Source organism: Shewanella morhuae, assembly GCF_003028295.1.
GTDB classification, from domain to species: domain Bacteria; phylum Pseudomonadota; class Gammaproteobacteria; order Enterobacterales; family Shewanellaceae; genus Shewanella; species Shewanella morhuae.
Map to the genome: position 1 here is coordinate 1,312,233 of NZ_PYSG01000002.1, position 18,084 is coordinate 1,330,316.

The following is an 18,084-nucleotide window of genomic DNA, read 5'->3' on the forward strand; positions in this document are numbered from 1 at the left end:
TTATTAGTCAGGGAGTGAGGATGATATTTGGGGAAACGTTAGCTGGCTTACAGCTGATAGAAAAATGCCTTTCTTGGTTCAGGGCAAGATTGAGGCCCGCAGCGACTGAAACTCCCGCTAGCCGCTTCCTTGCCTTGTTTGATGCCCATGGCGTAAAGCCTAGTCAAATTCCCGATTTCTTTGGGCACAGTCTAAGCATTGCCGATTGTCACTCTGCAGAGTCACTTACTAAAGTGTTAACTTCTGAACTGATGGAAAAAGCGACACAGATTTTTGGTATCAATAGAGATTGGTTGGATAGTGCTAGTGATGTGGTTTACGAGCCGCATTCCTTTTATAAAAATCCCCAAGGATTTGATGCCTACCTAAAAAGTCTTGCTCTTGAATCGCATCTACCTTTGCGGGCAACCTTGTACATGCCCACCAGTAGTAACTTATTTTATCCTGATGACTCTGGGGTGTTGGTGATATCTGTTCCCGTGGGAGAGGTTAATCAACGCACAATATATCGTTTTGAATTAGTCCATTATAGTTGTGTTTGTTATTGGCATTGTAGAGGTTATTTGGCCGCTAATCTGGCTTCCATGCTGAGAAATTATGCGATCGTTTATGGTTCATACGTAGCAGCAAAGGTGCTTGAACCTGTTGCACAAGGGCAAAGATTGCCAGTTTACGATTATGGGTCACAAGATGCTTTCCGGTTGAAGGTAAAAGGTCGTGTTTCAATTGAAGACTTGATTTCACACCCTGATAAATATTTGGATGGGGTCGATCCAGAAACTGATAAATTTGGGTACCGTGCCGCTCTCGATCTATGGCTGAATATGGCAGACCAAATGTGTACCCGAAGTCACGCGGAGCATTCTCGTATAGTGTTGAAATTCGAAGAGGCACTTAAGTCTTTAACATAGAGGGTTACTGAAGTGGTCAACTAAATTTGGCCACGGTTTTAGAATCTTCCCAAAATCTTCGCTCTGATTCATTTGGGCTTAATCCTGCATTATAATGATGTGGCCTGACTTGGCTGTAATAGCCAATAATATAATTAGTCACATCTTGTTTAGCTTCAATAAAACTCTTATAGCCTTGCGTTGGCACCCATTCCGTTTTTAAACTCCTGAAAAATCGCTCCATTGGCGCATTATCCCAGCAGTTGCCTCGGCGACTCATACTCTGAGTTATTTGATATTTCCACAGCCGTTGACGGTATTTAAGGCTAGTGTAATGACTACCTTGGTCTGAGTGAAATATCAGGTTTTTAGGCTTACCCCGTGATTCAAATGCCATTTCCAGTGCTTTTGCTGTCAACTCAGTATCTGGTGAAAATGACATTGCCCAACCCACCGCTTTTCTGGAAAATAAGTCCAGTACAACCGCTAAATAGCACCAGCGATTACCCGCCAAAATGTAAGTGACATCGCCACACCAGACGGTGTTTGGTTCAACCACTGCAAAAGTAGCTGACTTGCAAATGTGTGACGGCATTGATTGGGACCATGATGGCGTAGCTTGGCGCGCTTAAGAAGTCCAGTGAACCAGCGGCGAACGGAGTGATCATACCAAGGCCGTCCACTCTTACCATTGAGAAAAACCAAGCGAATGCTTTCTTGCTTGCGAGTTGAGCGGTTATGTCTAAATCAGATTCATTAAAGCCCGATAAATATCGGGCTTTGTGTGGCTTATCGCTGCGTGATGAGCAAAGCTTCTAGCAGATTATTTTTTAATCCATTTGCCGTTTGAATCTTGCACATAATTGCCTTTATCTGTGGCTGCTATGGCTTTTTCGCCAGCGAGTTTAGCAACGTCGGTAGGGGAGAGTTTGTTCTTCTTGGCGATGGTTTCGTAGTGGGCACGGCGCTTGTTATTAACATCGTCCATCACTGCTTTTGCTTCGGGGTTGGCTTGAACTAACCCTAAATAGCCGTTGGGCTGCTCACCTAAATAACCTTGTGACTTAGCGTCTTGGAGTGACATGGCAAAGGCGCTGAGGCTTAAGAAGCTGAGGGTCAATAGCAATAGTAGTTTCGATTTCATAATATATTCCTCAATGCTTATTTAATTAGAACAGCTTATCGTCAGATAGTAGTTGGTCGAGCTCTTTATCGACTTTGATTCTTATCTCATGCTCAATTTTGACGTTAAGATTAATGACGATAGGTTTATCTGGCGGTTCTATTTTTACTGTGGGCGCGCAGCCTTGCAATGCGACAAGTGCGACCAATACGGCCAGAGTGCTTCTGGCACCTATATTAACTTGCTGTAATTGAATTATCTTCACTGAGGTTTCCTTGTTACTTCACCGATTTTTCGATTCTATCTTGCAAATCATTACCAATCTGGAGACTTTTGAATAATTGCAGCATGTTCTCTTCATGAGAGTAATTCAAGTGAATAGGGCGCTCAACTCCTTGGCTACGGCCTTTTACTTCGACGAGTAGCTTGGCATCCCATGCTTGATTCATATCAAAGCTACTTGATAATTGACTGTATTGTAAGTGCTCCATTGTTGAAAACACAAAATCAAGATAGGGCTGGGATTGGCGCATCTGTTCCACTGCGGGGTTCCCAGAGATAGCAATCAAGCCGCCGGGGGCTCGTGCGGCTAATTGCCCACCGGTAATGGATACCTTGCCGTCGACTAAATCTACCGGTAATACGCCATCAAATATACCGTCAGCATAAATACCTGTTTGCGGTTGAATGCGTAAAACCTCCTCCAGACTCATGCCCTGCAGTAGTAGGTAGGCATGGGATTTATCCTGTAATTTAAGACTAAACTCTGGTAGCAAAAACTGGCCGCTCAACACTTTGCCTTTGGCCGTCATAGATACATCGGTATCACTTAATCCTGTGAGCTGCTGTATCCAATTATCGGGTAGTTTTGCGGCATCTTTGCTCAGTGCAATATCGGCTGCCACCTCGATATCGGTGAGCGGAAAACCGGGGTTGAATAGGTTAAAGGTCATCAGCGTTTGTGGGCAGTTGAGTTTACTTAAACTGCTCACATTGCTTTTATCTTGAAGGTTTTTATGCGCTTCTTGTTTATGGGAAAGCCCCCAAGTGAATTCACATTGCGCCTGCAGTTTGCCACCTTCAAAAATAATGTCTTTATAAAAACCATTAAGCTCGGTCATTGATTGAGTAATTTGCATGGCAAATTGCGCCTGTTTGCGCAGTTGGGTTAAGGTAAACTGTGCCTGTAATTGGTTATTGCCAGTGACATTGAGATCTGATGGCACTGGCTGGGTTTGATTAAGCAGCGCAAGGGCTTCAGTCATGCTGGTGTCAACGACCCATTGACCAGTTAATGCTAACGGCTTAGTGGCGGTGGCGAAGCTCAGTTTATGTTGGCTTTGCAGTTTGACGGTGCCCACTTGCCATTGCTCATTACCTAAAAGGGTATTATTTTTCCACTCTAAGGTTTGTGTCAGTGCCGATTTATCCAGCTTGAGCACCGTTTCTTTGCGGCTTCGGCCTTTACTGCTAAGCAGTTTATCAATATTGAGCTGACTGATTTGCCATTCAAGTTTATTGCTCCACGGCAACGCTAATAAGGCATTGATTGGCGTTTCAGCATTCGATAAGTCAAAGGACATGTCCTGTTGCGATGTGATAGAAAACGCAGCTGCACTGATATCACTGCGGCTAGTGACGGCATCGGCCGAATCTATCGTTGCTACCGACTGCGATGTTTGCGAAAAATACAGTTGCTCAAGGGTTAATGCTAATGGCGGTAAGGCTATGTTTAATCGGTTTGTATTCGGGTTAGTTGGGCCTGTGTTTGACCGTGTATTTAACGTCACATTGGAAAGTGAGTTTGGCCCTCTATTTTGCTGTACATACTGGATTTGCGAACTCAGTTGTAATTGGGCTAGGGCATCGAGGCTGATATTGCCAAGGCTTAACTCGGTACTTTTGGTTGCCTGTTGTTCGGTAGGACTATAAAGCTTGAGTCCTTCTAACGCGAATTGAACTGTGGGTTGCTGACTTGCAATAGTAGATTTGACTGGGTTAATTGGTGTAGTTGTAAATTGCCAATCGGTAGTATTGAGTGAGCGTGTAAAACTAAACTGCCCGCTACTGCTTAATTTAGCGCTATTCCAGCCTAAATCCTGCGACGCATTTAGCCAGAGGTCTGTTAACTTTAGCGGAAATGGTTGTTCTGCATTAACGCGCCAATCTGTTGTGAATTGTAATGCCGTAGCAGAATGTTCGATTTCCAGATTATCGAGGTCGAGCTGAGTGGTAATTTTACTGCCTAAGGTTTTTAGCTGTACATGGGGCAACTGGATACGGGTGGATTGCGTTAACGGAGAAGGCTGTGCCTGTTGGGGGCGGGTCAGCGGATAATGCAGGGGCTCAGTTAATGTCAGCGCTATTCCCATTGACGCTTCGGTAGTTTTTAGCCCTGAGAGTAACGTTAATACTCGCTGCGATGTCGGCGTTGATGTTTGAGATACTGGCTTAGAAAGCGGCTCGTCGAGTAGCTGTATTAATTGCTGCTGTTGTTCACTGTTTGGACTCAGTGCCAAACTAAAGGGGTCAAGAGTTAACCCTAGCTCGGTGAAATGTCCCGCAATACCAAATTCAACCGTAGGTTTAAAGTCGAGTCCAGATGTAGGCGTTAGCTGCAGCGCGGCTAACTGATTCAACGTAACCTTTGGGTTATCTAACTTATGTTGGCTCGCCAGTTCGCCCGAAATTAACCCAAGGCGGCTATGGGAAACGAGCTGTCCTTGTAAATCGATGGCTAACGCTTGCCACTGTTGATCAAGTTCACTTAACTGAGACAGCACACTGTCTTTATGCTGTCTCAGGCTTATCTGATGCAAACTGGCCAATAGTGGTGCTAATGCGATGTGACTCTCTAGTTGCCATTCTTGGGCGGTAAGCTGTGCGTTAAGTTGCGCGATACTTTCGCCGGCATGGCTAAATTCACTGTTGATTTTACCGGTACCATTTAGACTCAGTTTGTCCATAACGAGGTGATAGGCCGGTAAGTCATGTTGCGCTTTCAGGATAAAGTCAGTTTTACCAATATCGATTAAGGGTAATGATTTAATATCTAGGGCAAATGCGGGGCCTTGTTCATCAATGGCACTGCGATTGCGTAAAAACAACGATTCCCCTAACTCGACCTCAATGTCACCTGTGGTGATTTTTGTGATTTTTTGAGTGAGATAAGATAGTTGGCTGTACTTTTTAAGCTCGGCAAAACTCTGCGGCCAGTCGAGTGTTAGCGCGACATTCAGATTGTTAAGCGTGATATTGCTGTCATGCACCCTAAGGTAGGCAGACGTAATGCGCCACTGTTCTAACTGACTATTGCCCAAGTGAATATCAATCAGCTCGCTGTCCATACCACTGAGTGCATAGTTAGCTGCCTGCATGATCAGCTTTTCAGTTTGAGTATTGATAATCCAAATAATGCACGCTGCGCCAAACAATATACCGCTTAAACTGGTGAGCAATAGGGCTTTTTTGAAAGGAAATATACCACGACCTTGGCTCGACTTTTTTTCTGTGACTATGCCATCCGCATCGGCGGGTATTACACTCACCTCATTTTGTTGCGCCCGATGGTGGGCGGCGCTTTGAGAGCTTTGCTTGTGGGATTTGGGCTTGTTGGGGATTGGCATAAGCTTTGACTTTATCCTTATCAACAGAGCACGTTATTAATATTGCACTAAGGCTCGTTTTCTATGTATTTAAGTACATGTATTAAGCACATATTGTTAAGCCGATGCAGGCACTAAGATAGGCAGTTTAACACTCAAAGCGTTAGCTGACTAATGTGAAATCAGCATTCGATAGACAAGAGCCTGTTGTTAATAGTTGAGGATTTACAGGCTCTTGTAGCTAATATTTTATTTGGGCTAGCTAATTTGTCGGTTAGCTAAAAATCTGGGCAGCGATAACGGCAATACCACAAAGTGTGGCGAGGATTAAGGCAAGCTTGCCACCCGCAACGCGGTAACCTGTCGGCATACTGGCTATATCTCGCCTTTGGCGTTGTGTCCACACCATAGCGACAGGTAAGAAAATGGCGAGGATCACCAACGCAATTGCCGCATAACCAAGGGCTGTAATAAAGCCTTGTGGATAGAAGAGGGCAAAACCTAAGGGCGGTAAAAAGGTGATCGTCACAGTCAAGCTGCGGCCAGAAAAATTATCCTTTCGCCTTAAGGTGGATGCCATAAAATCGAATAAACCTAAACTTACCCCTAAAAACGAGGTTGCCAAGGCTAAGTCGGCAAATAGGCTAATCGCGCTGCTGAGATATTTACTGTGTAGCACGCTTGCCAGTTGGTTGATAAAACTCGATAAACTCTGGTTTTCAAGCAATTGACTTTGGCTCAATACGCCTTGGCTACCCAGTTGCCATAAAAGATAAATCACCAGCGGTAAGGCCGAGCCTAACAGCATGATTCTACGCAGGGCTTTGACTTCCACGCCCAAGTAACGCACGACAGAAGGGATAGAGCCATGAAAGCCAAATGAGGTGAAAATCACCGGAATAGCCGAGATAATCAAACCTTGGTTGAGGGGCAATTCGAGCAAGTGCGGGCTTTCTACCTGCGGTAGCAATAAAGCGAGCATCAGTAATAATGCTAATAATTTAAGGGCAAAAAGACCGCGGTTGATAAGGTCCACACAGTGGGTCCCCATACCCACAATCGCCCCAATCAGCAGGGTAAACAGTATGGCGCCCGATTGTGGTGGCAAACTTAACCCTAGCCAAGTACTCAGCTTTTGGTTTACTTGCTCACCGCCGCCGGCAATGTAGGCGGCGCAAAGGGCGTACAGCAAAAACATCAAAGCAGTATTGGCGATTAACTGACCCTTACGACCCAGTAGATGTTGTGCTAAGTGATTAAGGCTGGCGTCACTGGGCGCGAATTGATGGATTTCCACCATTAACAGCGCCGTGTAGGCCATTAGCGCCCACAGGATCAACATGATGGCGGAAGAGGTACCAAACCCCAGTCCCGCCGATGCGATAGGTAAAGCCAGCATACCCGCGCCAATTGTAGTGCCTGCGATAAGGAGTAAACTGCCGAGTATTTTATTCTGTGTCATAACGAGATCTCAAAAAATAGCTGTAATAAAGGAGATAAAGAGGTGATCCAAAAATAGCTGGCTTACACAGTCTGACGCGATTTAACGTTTAATGACTTAACGTTTAATTATTTAGCATTTAATCAGTAAATCATGTCACTATTTCATTTTGAAATAACAGTGGCGCTCAGCGGATCCGAACGGATATGGCCACAATGGAAGGTCAGGCGAGGAAGCCTATCTATGCCATTGCGGCTACAGATAGAGATAATAGAATAGTGAGAAACACATAAAACTTGCCTTAGCCTGTGTTGAGTAAAATGGTTGAGTAAACATGAATAACCACAGTGCGAGTATTTTTGGTGTCGATAATATAAACATTCGGCGCTAGTCGCTTGGTTAATTGAGTCTTGAATATGAGAGCCTAGAGTAGCAGAGTGCTGTTTTAACAGCTGCATTATCTTAACACCGCAATATCTTGACGTCGGTTACGATAGGGATTCTAGCTGTACTTGTCAACCATTACGACAGTATTTTGATGGTTTTTTATCATCACGTTATCGTCGGGATCCCTTTCATTTTTTTGCGATAACGCAGGTGAAGTGTTGGCAAAAAGTAAAGTGCCGCAGACTTGAGTGAAATCTGCGGTATGGGTTATCAGTTAAACGAGTAAACCTGATACTGATGAGTTAACCTGTCCATTGGTTACGATATTAATTTAGTTCAATCTTACTGAGCATCCTAACTCAATATCAATTAGCTTTAGCATCAGTTACTTATGCTGTAACGCTTTTTCGTGTCTTGCCAGTAAGTTGGCCGTGATATCACTAAGGCTTAAGTTTTGATCTTCGAGTAATACCAGCAAGTGATAGATAAGATCAGAGGCTTCATTCACCAACTCTTCTTTATCATGGGTTGCGGCAGCAAGGGCAGTTTCAAGGCCTTCTTCGCCGACTTTTTGGGCAATACGCTTAGTGCCACTTTTAAATAAAGAAGCCGTGTAGCTAGAATCGGCGCTTTGCCCTTTGCGTGAGGTAATTAAGCTCGCCAGATTATTCAAAAAGGGGTGCGCATTGTCATCTAACCAGCAACTTTCTGTGCCTTTGTGGCAAGTTGGGCCGTTGGGGACCACTTGCACCAAAAGGCTGTCGTTATCGCAATCTTTATCAATAGCGACCAACTTTAACGTGTTGCCTGAGGTTTCGCCCTTGGTCCATAAGCGCTGTTTTGAGCGGCTGAAAAAGGTGACATTACCCGTGTTCAAGGTTTTCTCCAACGCGGCCTTATCCATGTAACCGAGCATTAATACCTTGCCTGATAAGTGATTTTGAATAACGGCAGGAATAAGTCCATCCTGCTTGTCCCAATCCAGCTCGCTAAAATCTGACTGAGTGTTTGTTTGCGTTGACATAGTGTTTACTCTTAATTTGTTTATGCTTTTTTAGTGATGTATTTGGCTTGTGCTAACTGTAGCGAGAAGCGACATCAGCCAGCGCTTAACGCCTGATAGCAATACCTTGGGCTGCTAAGTAGGCCTTTAACTCACCGATATTGATAATCGCCTTGTGGAATACGCTCGCAGCCAGCGCCGCATCGACCTTGGCCTCAATAAACACATCACGAAAATGCGCCATAGTGCCAGCGCCGCCAGAGGCAATTAAAGGCACATCACAGATAGCACGAACAAGACTTAACTGCTTGATATCATAGCCGCCGCGCACGCCGTCTTGGTTCATCACATTGAGCACGATTTCACCACAACCTCGTTGTTGCACTTCTTCAACCCAGTCTTGGGTAAACCACTGCGTATCTTTAGTCGCTGCTTCATCACCGGTAAATTGCTTTACCTTATAGCTGTTGCTGGTGGCATCGAAAAAGGAGTCGATACCAATCACAATACACTGGCGGCCGAACTCATCTTGCAGGCGTGAGATCAAACTCGGATCGGTTAAGGCAGGCGAGTTGATTGAAATCTTATCCGCCCCAAAGGCTAATAATTCTCGGGCTTGGCTAATGGTTTTAATGCCACCCGCCACGCAGAAGGGAATATCAATCTGCTCAGCCACGCGGCTCACCCAAGATTTATCGACTACGCGATCATGGGCGCTGGCGGTAATGTCATAAAACACCAGTTCATCGGCGCCTTCTTCGGCATATCGCGCAGCTAAAGGCACGATATCGCCAACAATTTCGTGGTTACGAAACTGCACGCCTTTTACAACTTTACCGTCTTTTACATCTAAACAAGGGACTAGTCGTTTGGCCAGCATTGGATTGCCTCCGCCACATTAAACTGATTGATAAGCAAGGCTTTGCCAATGATGATGCCCGCGGCGCCGCTATCACGCACGGCGGCAACATCCTCAAGAGTGGCAATACCACCAGAGGCTTGCCAAGCGATATCGGGATAGCTAGTGGCAATTTCTTGATAAAGCGCGGTATTTGCGCCCGTTAGCGTGCCATCACGGCTAATATCAGTCACCAACGCATGCTTTAAGCCGACAGCGCTAAAGGTATCTACGAGAGATTCTAAACTTTTACCGCCACCACTTTGCCAGCCGGATACCGCGACAATTTTCTCGCCGCTTTGGTTGATATTGACATCGAGTGCCAGGCAAATTGCTTCGCTACCGTATTTAATAAACCATTCTTTAACTAATTCAGGCTCTTTTACCGCGAGAGAGCCAATCACCACGCGTTTTACACCGATAGCTAATAATTCAGTGACTTGTTGCTGTGTGCGAATACCGCCGCCCACTTGAATGTTGGCGTTAAGTCCCGTAACGAGTTCACTGATAAGGTGAATTTGACGTTTTGCAGGATTTTTCGCGCCCGTTAAATCAACGATATGAAGCCATTTAGCACCTTGGGCCTCGTAGGATTGCAGCTGTGCCAAAGGGCTTAAATCAAAGGTGGTCTGCTGGGCGTAATCACCCTGATAGAGGCGCACGACATTGCCATCAATTAAATCAATCGCAGGGATGATCATAAGTGTACCTCTCTGACAAGTTTTGGTGTGAAAGCGCCATTAGTGTTGACTTTTTTGTTAAGTATTTTATTCATCAGTTACTCTTTTTTATGTCAGTAGAGTCGCTCACAGCATCCTTTTTCGATGCGTTTAGCAGCACTTCGTCCATCTGTAAAAAGTTACGCAGAATTTGCGCGCCCACGGCGGCACTTTTTTCTGGGTGAAACTGTACGCCCATAAAATTGCCTTTGCCGATGGCGGCGCTAAAGCCTTCACCATAGGTACACTCGGCTAAGGTAAATTCGCTCAATGGCGCGCGGTAACTGTGGACAAAATACACATAACTGCCATCTTCAATACCCGCAAACAGCGGGTGAACGTTAGGGCTGTTGGAGACGTTAAGTTGATTCCAGCCCATGTGCGGCAAAGGTAAGCTTTCAGCTTTAAGTAACTGCGTATCCAGCTCGCAAATATCGGTAGGGATTATGCCTAAGCACTGACAATCTTGACCTTTTCCGCCACGTTCCTTAGAAATCGCCGCCAGCATTTGCATACCAAGGCACACGCCCAGTACGGGTTGAGTTAAGCCTTGAATCAATTCGACTAAGCCTTTTTCATGCAAGGACGCCATAGCAGCGCCAGCGGTGCCAACGCCCGGCAATACAACACGTTTTGCCACTTTTATTTTAGTTTTGTCATCGGTGACCAACACCTTCGCGCCTAAACGCTCAAAGGCGAAACGTACTGAGTTTAAATTGGCGCAGCCCGTATCTATGATAACGGTTTCAGCGACGTCGCTTATCACTGCATCGGCACTGTTATTTGTAAGATCAGTATCTTGTAGCTCATTAGCGCTTAGTTGAGCTAGTTTAGATTGTTGCGAGTCTTGTTGCATCCTAACCTCTTAAACGATTTATGCTGACGCAGCCTTAAAGCACGCCTTTACTCGATGGCAGAATATCACCCTCGACTTTCACTGCTTGGCGCAGCGCGCGGCCGAGCACTTTAAATAGAGCTTCAACCTTGTGGTGATCGTTATCGCCCTGCGTCGACACATGCAGCGTACAGCGCAGGCCATCGGCAAAGGAGCGGAAGAAGTGCGGCACCATCTCTGTGGCCATTCCACCGACATGCTCGCGCTCAAAATCGGCTGAGAACTTGATAAAAGGACGACCAGAGATATCCAGTAAACATTCGCCCTTGGCTTCGTCCATCGGCAGGCTAAAACCGAATCGGGCAATGCCGCGTTTATCACCGAGTGCTTGGCGCAGGGCATCACCTATGGCCAGCGCAGTATCTTCGACGCTGTGGTGATCGTCGATTTCTAAGTCGCCATCGACTTTCACATCCATTCTAAAATTACCGTGGGTAGCAATTTGATCGAGCATGTGGTCGAAAAAGCCAATGCCAGTGTCGATTTTACCTTTAACTGTACTGTCCAGATCTACAGTTACGCGAATGTCTGTTTCCTTCGTGGTGCGTACTACCGTTGCGATGCGGCCTTTATTAAGTAGCGCATCGGCGATGGCATTCCAGCCCAAAGTATCGCGTTGGTATTTCACACTTTTGATGCCCATGGCATTACCCAGTTCGACATCGGTTTCACGATCGCCAATCACTGCCGATTGGGTGAAATCGATACAACCTTGGGTTAAATACTCTTTGAGCAACCCAAGTTTTGGTTTGCGGCAGCTGCAATTTTCATCATTAAAGTGTGGGCAAATCACCACATCTTCGAAGTTCACCCCTTGGCTTTTGAGGATTTGCATCATCATATTATGCGGCGCGTCGAAATCTTCCTGTGGGAAAGATGATGTGCCAAGGCCATCTTGATTACTGACCATAACTAAGCGAAACCCCGCATTCTGTAGACGCAGCAGGGCGGGTATCACCTGTGGCTCAAACACTAATTTAGCCAGACTATCGACTTGTTTATCGGTGATAGGTTCTTCAATTAAGGTGCCATCACGATCGATAAATAAGATTTTTTGTGCAACGTTTGGGGTAAATATGGGGTTCATTTTGCTACCTTTAAATTTGATTCAATTTGTTTAAATAATATGTTATTAGTTATTTTTATTTATAATCATAAAGTTGTGATTCAAATAAATTCACTAGAAAATCGGTATCTGCCTTTGAGCTAAAGCTAAAGCGAATAGCCTTGGCAAGCCTTGGGTCTTTGTAGGCACGGGCGACAACGCCGCTGCCCTGTAGTAAAGCCGCGACTTTGGCGACATCATCAAATTCAGCCAGCACATAATTACCATTAGGTTTAAGTACGCGGGCGCGGGAATCGACGCCGCCGAGCTTTTCACCACAGAATTGGTCACAATAGGCGCTGATAGCCGCAGTGAGTCTGGCGCCTTGCTGGTTTAATTCGGCAACTTGTTCTTTCATCCGTGTAACGCCAGTGCTTGATAGCGCCTGCGTGGCAACCTCACTCACGGGCAGCGGCACTGGATAGGGCGCAATCACGCGCATAATGATTTCGACTACGGCCTCGTTTGCCAGCATAAAACCACAGCGTGCGCCGGCGAGTGCAAAGGCTTTTGATAGGGTGCGCAGTACCACTAGATTGGGATAACTTGCTAGCAAATCCGCCACGCTGTATTCAGGGCAAAACTCAATGTAGGCTTCGTCAATCACTACCAGCGCGTCTGGCAGGGCTTTGATTGCTTGCTCAATAATGGCTTTTTCAATCACAGTGCCGGTCGGATTATTGGGATTGCAGATAAACACCAGTTTTGCGCCGCGCACTTCATCGACATAATTTGCCGGTAAGCCATACTCAACGCTGAGATTTAGTGCTTTAACACCTACGTTGAAGGTGTTGGCGCTGATGGCATACATGCCATAGGTTGGGCCAAAGCAGGCAATACTATCAACGCCCGGGATGCAAAAAGCGCGAATCAATAGCTCAATGGCTTCATCGGCGCCGCGACTCGCGACAATTTTTTGCGCGCTTACGCCACTGTATTCGCTGTAGGCCTTGATAAGCTCGGGTGGCTGGCATTCTGGATAACGATTCAGTTTGGACAAATCAAGTGTTGCCGTATCAACATTATTAAACGGCGATTCATTGGCGTTAATCCAAATATCACCTTGACCGCCTAATCTACGGGCACTTTGGTAGGGCGTTAAGTCCAGTAACTCAGGGCGTGCTAGGCGCTCGGCTAAGGTTAGCTGTGATGCTAATACTGTGGGTTCTGCTGTCTTATCCATGCTGCTTACTTGGCTCATTTTATTCACTCAGCTCCATTTTATTCACTTAAGTGCTAAGTACTTAAGAGTTGTTCACTTAAGGTTTAAGCGGATCATTTCTCTAGGCTAGCTAGACGAATGGCAACGGCATTTTTGTGCGCATCGAGCAATTCGTTACTGGCTAACGTCATGACCGCTTGTCCAAGCCCGATTAAACCCTTGGCACTGAGCTCTTGCACGGTAAAGCGGCGGCTAAAATCGGCTAAGGACAGGCTAGATACCGCGCGGCTATAACCGTAGGTCGGCAACACATGGTTGGTACCACTGGCATAATCGCCGACAGATTCCGGCGTATAAGCGCCTAAAAATACTGATCCCGCAGCGCGAATGTTTTTAAGCACCTCGCGTGGAAAGCGCGTTTGAATGATCAAGTGCTCAGGCCCATATTGGTTAGATACCTGCGCGGCTTGCAGCATATTATCGACGATAAAAGTGCGACTGCTGAGCAGGGCGCTTGCGGCGATATCACTACGCGGCAGGGCGGCCAGCTGCCTTGTCAGCGCGTCATTTACGCCAGCGGCGATAGCTTGCGAGTCTGTCACTAAAATCACTTGTGAATCAGGGCCGTGCTCCGCTTGCGAGAGTAAATCGGCGGCAATAAACTCACAATTTGCGTCACTATCAGCAATCACTAACACTTCAGAAGGCCCCGCGGGCATGTCGATAGACACAGTGCAGCGACCATCTTGAGATACCAGACGTTTAGCCTCAGTTACATAACGATTACCTGGGCCAAAAATTTTATCGACTGCAGGAATGGTTTCTGTGCCAAAGGCCAGGGCTGCAATCGCCTGCGCGCCGCCGACTTGATAGATTTCTGTAATGCCACAGGCATTAGCGGCATAAATAATGGCATCGTTGATGGGCGGTGGGCTGACTAACACCCTTTGCTCGCAACCGGCAATTTTGGCGGGCAGGGCGAGCATCATCACGGTAGAGATTAACGGCGCACTGCCACCTGGAATGTATAAGCCCACTTTTTCTATCGGTTCGTTACGTAGCTCACAGCGCACTCCTGCCTCGGTTTCCATATCAATCGGGCTAAATTGCTGGGCGCTGTGAAACACATCAATATTAGCCATTGCTTTGGCGATGGCAGCTTTTAGCTCCGGTGACACCCGTGCACTTGCTGCGGCAATCTCGCTTTCGCCCATGCGCAGTTCGCCCACTTTTGCGCTATTAAAGCCATCAAACTTCTGATTAAATTCTGCAATGGCGGCATCACCGCGGCTTGCTACTGCATCGAGAATGGCGCGAACGCTTTGCTCTAAGCCACTATCACCAATTAAGGGTGAACGTTTGAGGGCATCTTTCTGTTCGGCGATTGATAAGGTTGACCAAGTTAGGATATCCATACATTACCCCATCATTTTTTCGATTGGCATCACTAGAATCGAACTGGCACCGAGTGCAGTTAGCTGTTCCATCGTGTCCCAGAACAAATCTTCGGTACTGACTGCGTGAATAGCCACGCGGTTAGTATCGTCGTTTAATGGCAATACGGTAGGGTTTTCGGCACCGGGCAGTAGGGCGACGATTTGAGCTAAGGTTTCGGTTGGCGCGTGCAATAAAATGTATTTACTTTCACGGGCACGAATAACGCCATTCACGCGGGATAAAATTTTATCGATTAATGCTTGTTTGGCTGGCGTTTGGGTTTGAGTTGATTGAATGATGCAGGCCATAGAGCGGTAAATAACTTCGGTTTCGTATAAACCATTGGCTTCTAAGGTGGCGCCACTAGAGACTAAATCACAAATACCATCGGCAAGACCAGCACGCGGCGCGACTTCAACCGAGCCTTTTAATAAACAGTCGCGATAAGTTATGCTTTTTTCTTGCATAAAACGGCGCAGCAAGTTGGGGTATGACGTAGCGATACGCAACCCCTCTAACGATGACGGGTCTTTATAGCTGAACTCTTTTGGCACGGCGAGTGACAGGCGACATGAACCAAAATCTAACTGACGCAGTTTGAGGCAATCTGCCGGTTTATTCAGTGTTTGACGCTCGATTTGTTCTTCTTCGAGTACGTTCTCACCAATAATCCCCATGTCGACTACACCGTCCATCACCAATCCTGGGATATCGTCATCACGAACGCGCAGTAAATCGATAGGCATATTGTCAGAGTGAGCGATAAGTCGTTGTTCATTAATGGTAAATTTAACACCGCAGCTTTTTAGTAGTTGTTGCGATTCGGTTGAAAGACGACCAGATTTCTGGATGGCAATACGTAAACGGGTTGATTCAGTCATAGTGTTATCTCGCTCAAAAGTATCAAAATTAAAAGATTCAAAAGTGTGCTGTTTAATCGGTTTAATACGCCTTGCCATTCAATGGCTCTCGCTAATAAATCTAGCCAAGTGTTCTAGCTAACGTATTGATAATTTATTAAATATCTAAAATTACCTATTTAAAATAAAATCCAAATTAAAACCAAAATTAACGCCTAAATGCAAAAAACCCCCGGAATTCCTTCCAGGGGTTTATGATCATCTTGAATCAGTCCGCCAGAAGGATATAGTCCTCCGGCAGTGAGCGTCCGAAGGCTACCGCATATGGTGGTGATGGTGGATAGCGTTCAGTAATCGGCTCATATCATTGTCTCTGTATTGGCTTGATGTTTAATTCTGTATTTACGGACGTCTATCCGTTTAAGTGGATTTAAATTAACCGCTTTCATCAGCCTTTGCAACAGCCAATTTGAATTAAATGAGAATATTTATGCGTTTCTGTGAAAAGGCAGATGATTATCGCTGGGCAAAGAAGTCGAGCATGCTTGTTGGGGGATGTTGCAAGTGGATAGAAACTTGAGTTGTGAGTTATTAGGTCTTTATTGATATCCAACTCACACAGGCTTGCCATGGTATTCGCTCATCGACACGGTGAATCGAAACCTAGGGTTTCTGAGCTTATGAACGAGAGCCATGGACGGCGAACTGGCAGTTAAACAGGGATGTTGTTCCAGTCCATCCTTGGATGCAGGGCCGCCCCGTCCGTGGGGCGACGGTCGTCTCGTTAATCACCATTGCTCACCTTTTTGACATATTTGCGTGTAGGTTTTAAGGAGACACGCAGCACGCTTTTGGACAAAACCTTGTTAGATTTATTACTTTAACACGTTGGTTTCGGATTAATATTTCTATGGATTAACGCACGCATTTGCGCCTGGTTTTAAATGCAGTGGAAAACCAGTCTGACAACATGCGCTTGTTAATTGCGTTGGAGATTCTTCTTTCTCCAACTGTGATTTTTTATTCCACTTTTGTGGGGCCATTTCAAAAGCTTTTTATAGATCTTATAATCGAACACCTCATCCATGTCTTTGCCTCCCTCGAAATAGGACTCATCATCTTCGATTCTTGCGCATATTCTGAGCAGTTCATCATTGATAATTGAAATAAACTGCTTTGCATCTTTTTGTTTGATTTTACAAGGAGTTGAAACTCGGCTAGTTGTATCAATCTTCCCTTTTGAGCGGGACAAGCCAACATAGATTGCATTTTGCTTTTTCTCTTCAAGCTTTTTGCTTTGGATCAGAGAAATAAACTTTGGCGAATAATCATCTGTTTCCCTTGCCACAAAGTTCCACTGCTTTTTTGGATGTAAGTACAGGAGCTTTAGCCATTCTTGTTCTAACTCAGCATCAGGGTAACTCTCATTGGTTTCAGATGACCATATATAGTGATCTACCCAGTTGGCCTTTGAAAACTCCTCCAAAGCCAAGACTGAAAGCTGAAGAGCACTTGGGTAGGAGCCGTTTTCATAGAGCAACACAGAGTCAAAATGAAGGCGGATAGTATTTATCAAAGACTCCGTTGCAATTTTATTCAGTTTGTACTTTGAGATTCCGTCTTCTTTATTCACTGGTACTCCGATTTACAAACTATCACTTTGCATAATGGCAGCAAAACGTAGCGGCATTTGATTTAAATTTAGAAGCATCAAACTAAACGCCGCGTAGTTTTGATGTCCCAGCGGTTATGAGAGAACTTAATGCGATTGTTAGGGCTCAAGGTCTTTAAGTACCATCTGATAGTCGCTAAGTAATTGCTCTTGGTACTCTTCGTGAAAATGATCAAATTTCACGTTTGGTTGATGTGACTCGAATATTTTGAAACGAGAATAATGCCAAATACTATCTGTTGTACAGAATACAGTTTTGTCTGTTGATGAAAACTGATTTGCAGTGATATCAACATCGTAGCCCATAACTTTTAACCAGACATGCCGCTGTGACTTCTTAAACTGGTTTTCACCATGAACCATTTTAATGTCTGAAATTGCACGTTCTTCGGTGAAAAATTTTGCGAGCATATACGAGGTAAATTCACAACAGCCCACTGGGAAATTAGATAGTAAGCTAAAGCTAAATCGCTCAGGAGAGATCTTAAGCATTACTTTCCTGAACGCTTTCGAATCCGAGTAGATTAAATCTTTCATGTTAGGCCCTAACAATTAAGCTAACGGGCGTCAAAGAGATTTCCAAGCCCATGATGCGAAACATAACCTACAACACCTAAGTCGCGTTTACCAAAGGTATTTTTACAGAGGTTGAAAGTCACATTTTCGAGAGGTTTTGGTCGTTTTATATTAATTTTCCGATAGTTAGCTGAAATTGGATGGATTAAGTTCGAGCCATATTCTCTCACCTACCAATACTTCATTTACCCAAATGAGGTAGGCTTTTGCCTCTTGTGAGTTAACGTAGGATTCAAGATCTGACGCTGTAGAGCCATCATATAAACCATCAATGCCTATATCTTCTTTACTCCAAAATTTTGAATCAAAAT

15 protein-coding genes and 1 pseudogene are annotated in these 18,084 nt (G+C 45.3%); 1 reads left to right on the forward strand and 15 read right to left on the reverse strand.

The genetic code is table 11. The annotated features are described in order from the left end of the window. Positions 1–20 precede the first annotated feature (20 nt). On the forward strand, positions 21–911 hold the full coding sequence (locus tag C9I43_RS06260) for a hypothetical protein (RefSeq protein WP_107882755.1): 891 nt from the start codon (positions 21–23) through the stop codon (positions 909–911). Positions 912–927: 16 nt separating this feature from the next. Here C9I43_RS06260 and C9I43_RS06265 read toward each other — a convergent pair. From C9I43_RS06265 to C9I43_RS06340, 15 genes and pseudogenes are all read right to left on the reverse strand, one after another. Next, positions 928–1,455 (reverse strand): annotated as a pseudogene (locus C9I43_RS06265) (IS3 family transposase); the annotation flags it as partial. A 258-nt stretch (positions 1,456–1,713) separates the two neighbouring features. Next, positions 1,714–2,034 carry a YdbL family probable chaperone protein gene (locus C9I43_RS06275; protein WP_107882757.1) on the reverse strand — a complete coding sequence of 107 codons (321 nt, stop codon included), beginning with the start codon at positions 2,032–2,034 and terminating at the stop codon, positions 1,714–1,716. A 25-nt stretch (positions 2,035–2,059) separates the two neighbouring features. Then, on the reverse strand, positions 2,060–2,278 hold the full coding sequence (locus tag C9I43_RS06280) for a YnbE family lipoprotein (protein WP_076502207.1): 219 nt from the start codon (positions 2,276–2,278) through the stop codon (positions 2,060–2,062). 13 nt (positions 2,279–2,291) lie between these two features. Beyond that, on the reverse strand, positions 2,292–5,639 hold the full coding sequence (locus tag C9I43_RS06285; protein WP_107882759.1) for an intermembrane phospholipid transport YdbH family protein: 3,348 nt from the start codon (positions 5,637–5,639) through the stop codon (positions 2,292–2,294). Between the two features lie 253 nt (positions 5,640–5,892). After that, the gene (locus tag C9I43_RS06290; RefSeq protein WP_107882761.1) at positions 5,893–7,080 is read right to left on the reverse strand and encodes an aromatic amino acid transport family protein; all 1,188 of its coding nucleotides are present in this window, start codon (positions 7,078–7,080) and stop codon (positions 5,893–5,895) included. Between the two features lie 751 nt (positions 7,081–7,831). After that, complete coding sequence (hisIE, locus tag C9I43_RS06295) at positions 7,832–8,470, reverse strand: bifunctional phosphoribosyl-AMP cyclohydrolase/phosphoribosyl-ATP diphosphatase HisIE (RefSeq protein ID WP_107882763.1); 639 nt, start codon at positions 8,468–8,470, stop codon at positions 7,832–7,834. A gap of 85 nt (positions 8,471–8,555) precedes the next feature. Further along, positions 8,556–9,329 carry an imidazole glycerol phosphate synthase subunit HisF gene (gene hisF / locus C9I43_RS06300; protein ID WP_107882766.1) on the reverse strand — a complete coding sequence of 258 codons (774 nt, stop codon included), beginning with the start codon at positions 9,327–9,329 and terminating at the stop codon, positions 8,556–8,558. Continuing rightward, a complete protein-coding gene (hisA, locus tag C9I43_RS06305) occupies positions 9,311–10,048 on the reverse strand; it encodes a 1-(5-phosphoribosyl)-5-[(5-phosphoribosylamino)methylideneamino]imidazole-4-carboxamide isomerase (RefSeq protein ID WP_107882768.1) in 738 nt (245 codons plus the stop codon). The genes hisF and hisA overlap by 19 nt, the downstream gene beginning before the upstream one ends. 73 nt (positions 10,049–10,121) lie before the next feature. Then, positions 10,122–10,922 carry an imidazole glycerol phosphate synthase subunit HisH gene (gene hisH, locus C9I43_RS06310; protein WP_181317857.1) on the reverse strand — a complete coding sequence of 267 codons (801 nt, stop codon included), beginning with the start codon at positions 10,920–10,922 and terminating at the stop codon, positions 10,122–10,124. A gap of 34 nt (positions 10,923–10,956) precedes the next feature. Then, a complete protein-coding gene (gene hisB, locus C9I43_RS06315; protein ID WP_107882770.1) occupies positions 10,957–12,048 on the reverse strand; it encodes a bifunctional histidinol-phosphatase/imidazoleglycerol-phosphate dehydratase HisB in 1,092 nt (363 codons plus the stop codon). Positions 12,049–12,103: 55 nt separating this feature from the next. Then, entirely contained in the window at positions 12,104–13,267 is a 1,164-nt protein-coding gene (hisC, locus tag C9I43_RS06320; RefSeq protein WP_107884060.1) for a histidinol-phosphate transaminase, read from the reverse strand. Positions 13,268–13,341: 74 nt separating this feature from the next. Next, positions 13,342–14,643 (reverse strand): histidinol dehydrogenase, encoded by a 1,302-nt coding sequence (gene hisD, locus C9I43_RS06325; RefSeq protein WP_107882772.1) that lies wholly within the window; start codon positions 14,641–14,643, stop codon positions 13,342–13,344. A gap of 3 nt (positions 14,644–14,646) precedes the next feature. After that, positions 14,647–15,546: an ATP phosphoribosyltransferase gene (gene hisG, locus C9I43_RS06330; RefSeq protein WP_076502215.1), complete on the reverse strand. Its 900-nt coding sequence runs from the start codon at positions 15,544–15,546 to the stop codon at positions 14,647–14,649. 958 nt (positions 15,547–16,504) lie between these two features. Beyond that, positions 16,505–17,158, reverse strand: coding sequence for an AbiV family abortive infection protein (locus C9I43_RS06335; protein WP_107882774.1), 654 nt, complete (start codon positions 17,156–17,158; stop codon positions 16,505–16,507). A gap of 138 nt (positions 17,159–17,296) precedes the next feature. Continuing rightward, a complete protein-coding gene (locus C9I43_RS06340) occupies positions 17,297–17,689 on the reverse strand; it encodes a hypothetical protein (protein WP_107882776.1) in 393 nt (130 codons plus the stop codon). Positions 17,690–18,084: the final 395 nt, after the last annotated feature.

Coding starts and splice junctions, on each gene's coding strand:
- hisA (WP_107882768.1), bottom strand. CDS start 10,048: ATGATCATCCCTGCGATTGATTTAATTGATGGCAATGTCGTGCGCCTC.
- hisG (WP_076502215.1), bottom strand. CDS start 15,546: ATGACTGAATCAACCCGTTTACGTATTGCCATCCAGAAATCTGGTCGT.
- hisH (WP_181317857.1), bottom strand. CDS start 10,922: ATGCAACAAGACTCGCAACAATCTAAACTAGCTCAACTAAGCGCTAAT.
- C9I43_RS06260 (WP_107882755.1), top strand. CDS start 21: ATGATATTTGGGGAAACGTTAGCTGGCTTACAGCTGATAGAAAAATGC.
- hisIE (WP_107882763.1), bottom strand. CDS start 8,470: ATGTCAACGCAAACAAACACTCAGTCAGATTTTAGCGAGCTGGATTGG.
- hisD (WP_107882772.1), bottom strand. CDS start 14,643: ATGGATATCCTAACTTGGTCAACCTTATCAATCGCCGAACAGAAAGAT.
- C9I43_RS06290 (WP_107882761.1), bottom strand. CDS start 7,080: ATGACACAGAATAAAATACTCGGCAGTTTACTCCTTATCGCAGGCACT.
- C9I43_RS06340 (WP_107882776.1), bottom strand. CDS start 17,689: ATGCTTAAGATCTCTCCTGAGCGATTTAGCTTTAGCTTACTATCTAAT.
- C9I43_RS06275 (WP_107882757.1), bottom strand. CDS start 2,034: ATGAAATCGAAACTACTATTGCTATTGACCCTCAGCTTCTTAAGCCTC.
- C9I43_RS06285 (WP_107882759.1), bottom strand. CDS start 5,639: ATGCCAATCCCCAACAAGCCCAAATCCCACAAGCAAAGCTCTCAAAGC.
- hisF (WP_107882766.1), bottom strand. CDS start 9,329: ATGCTGGCCAAACGACTAGTCCCTTGTTTAGATGTAAAAGACGGTAAA.
- hisC (WP_107884060.1), bottom strand. CDS start 13,267: ATGAGCCAAGTAAGCAGCATGGATAAGACAGCAGAACCCACAGTATTA.
- hisB (WP_107882770.1), bottom strand. CDS start 12,048: ATGAACCCCATATTTACCCCAAACGTTGCACAAAAAATCTTATTTATC.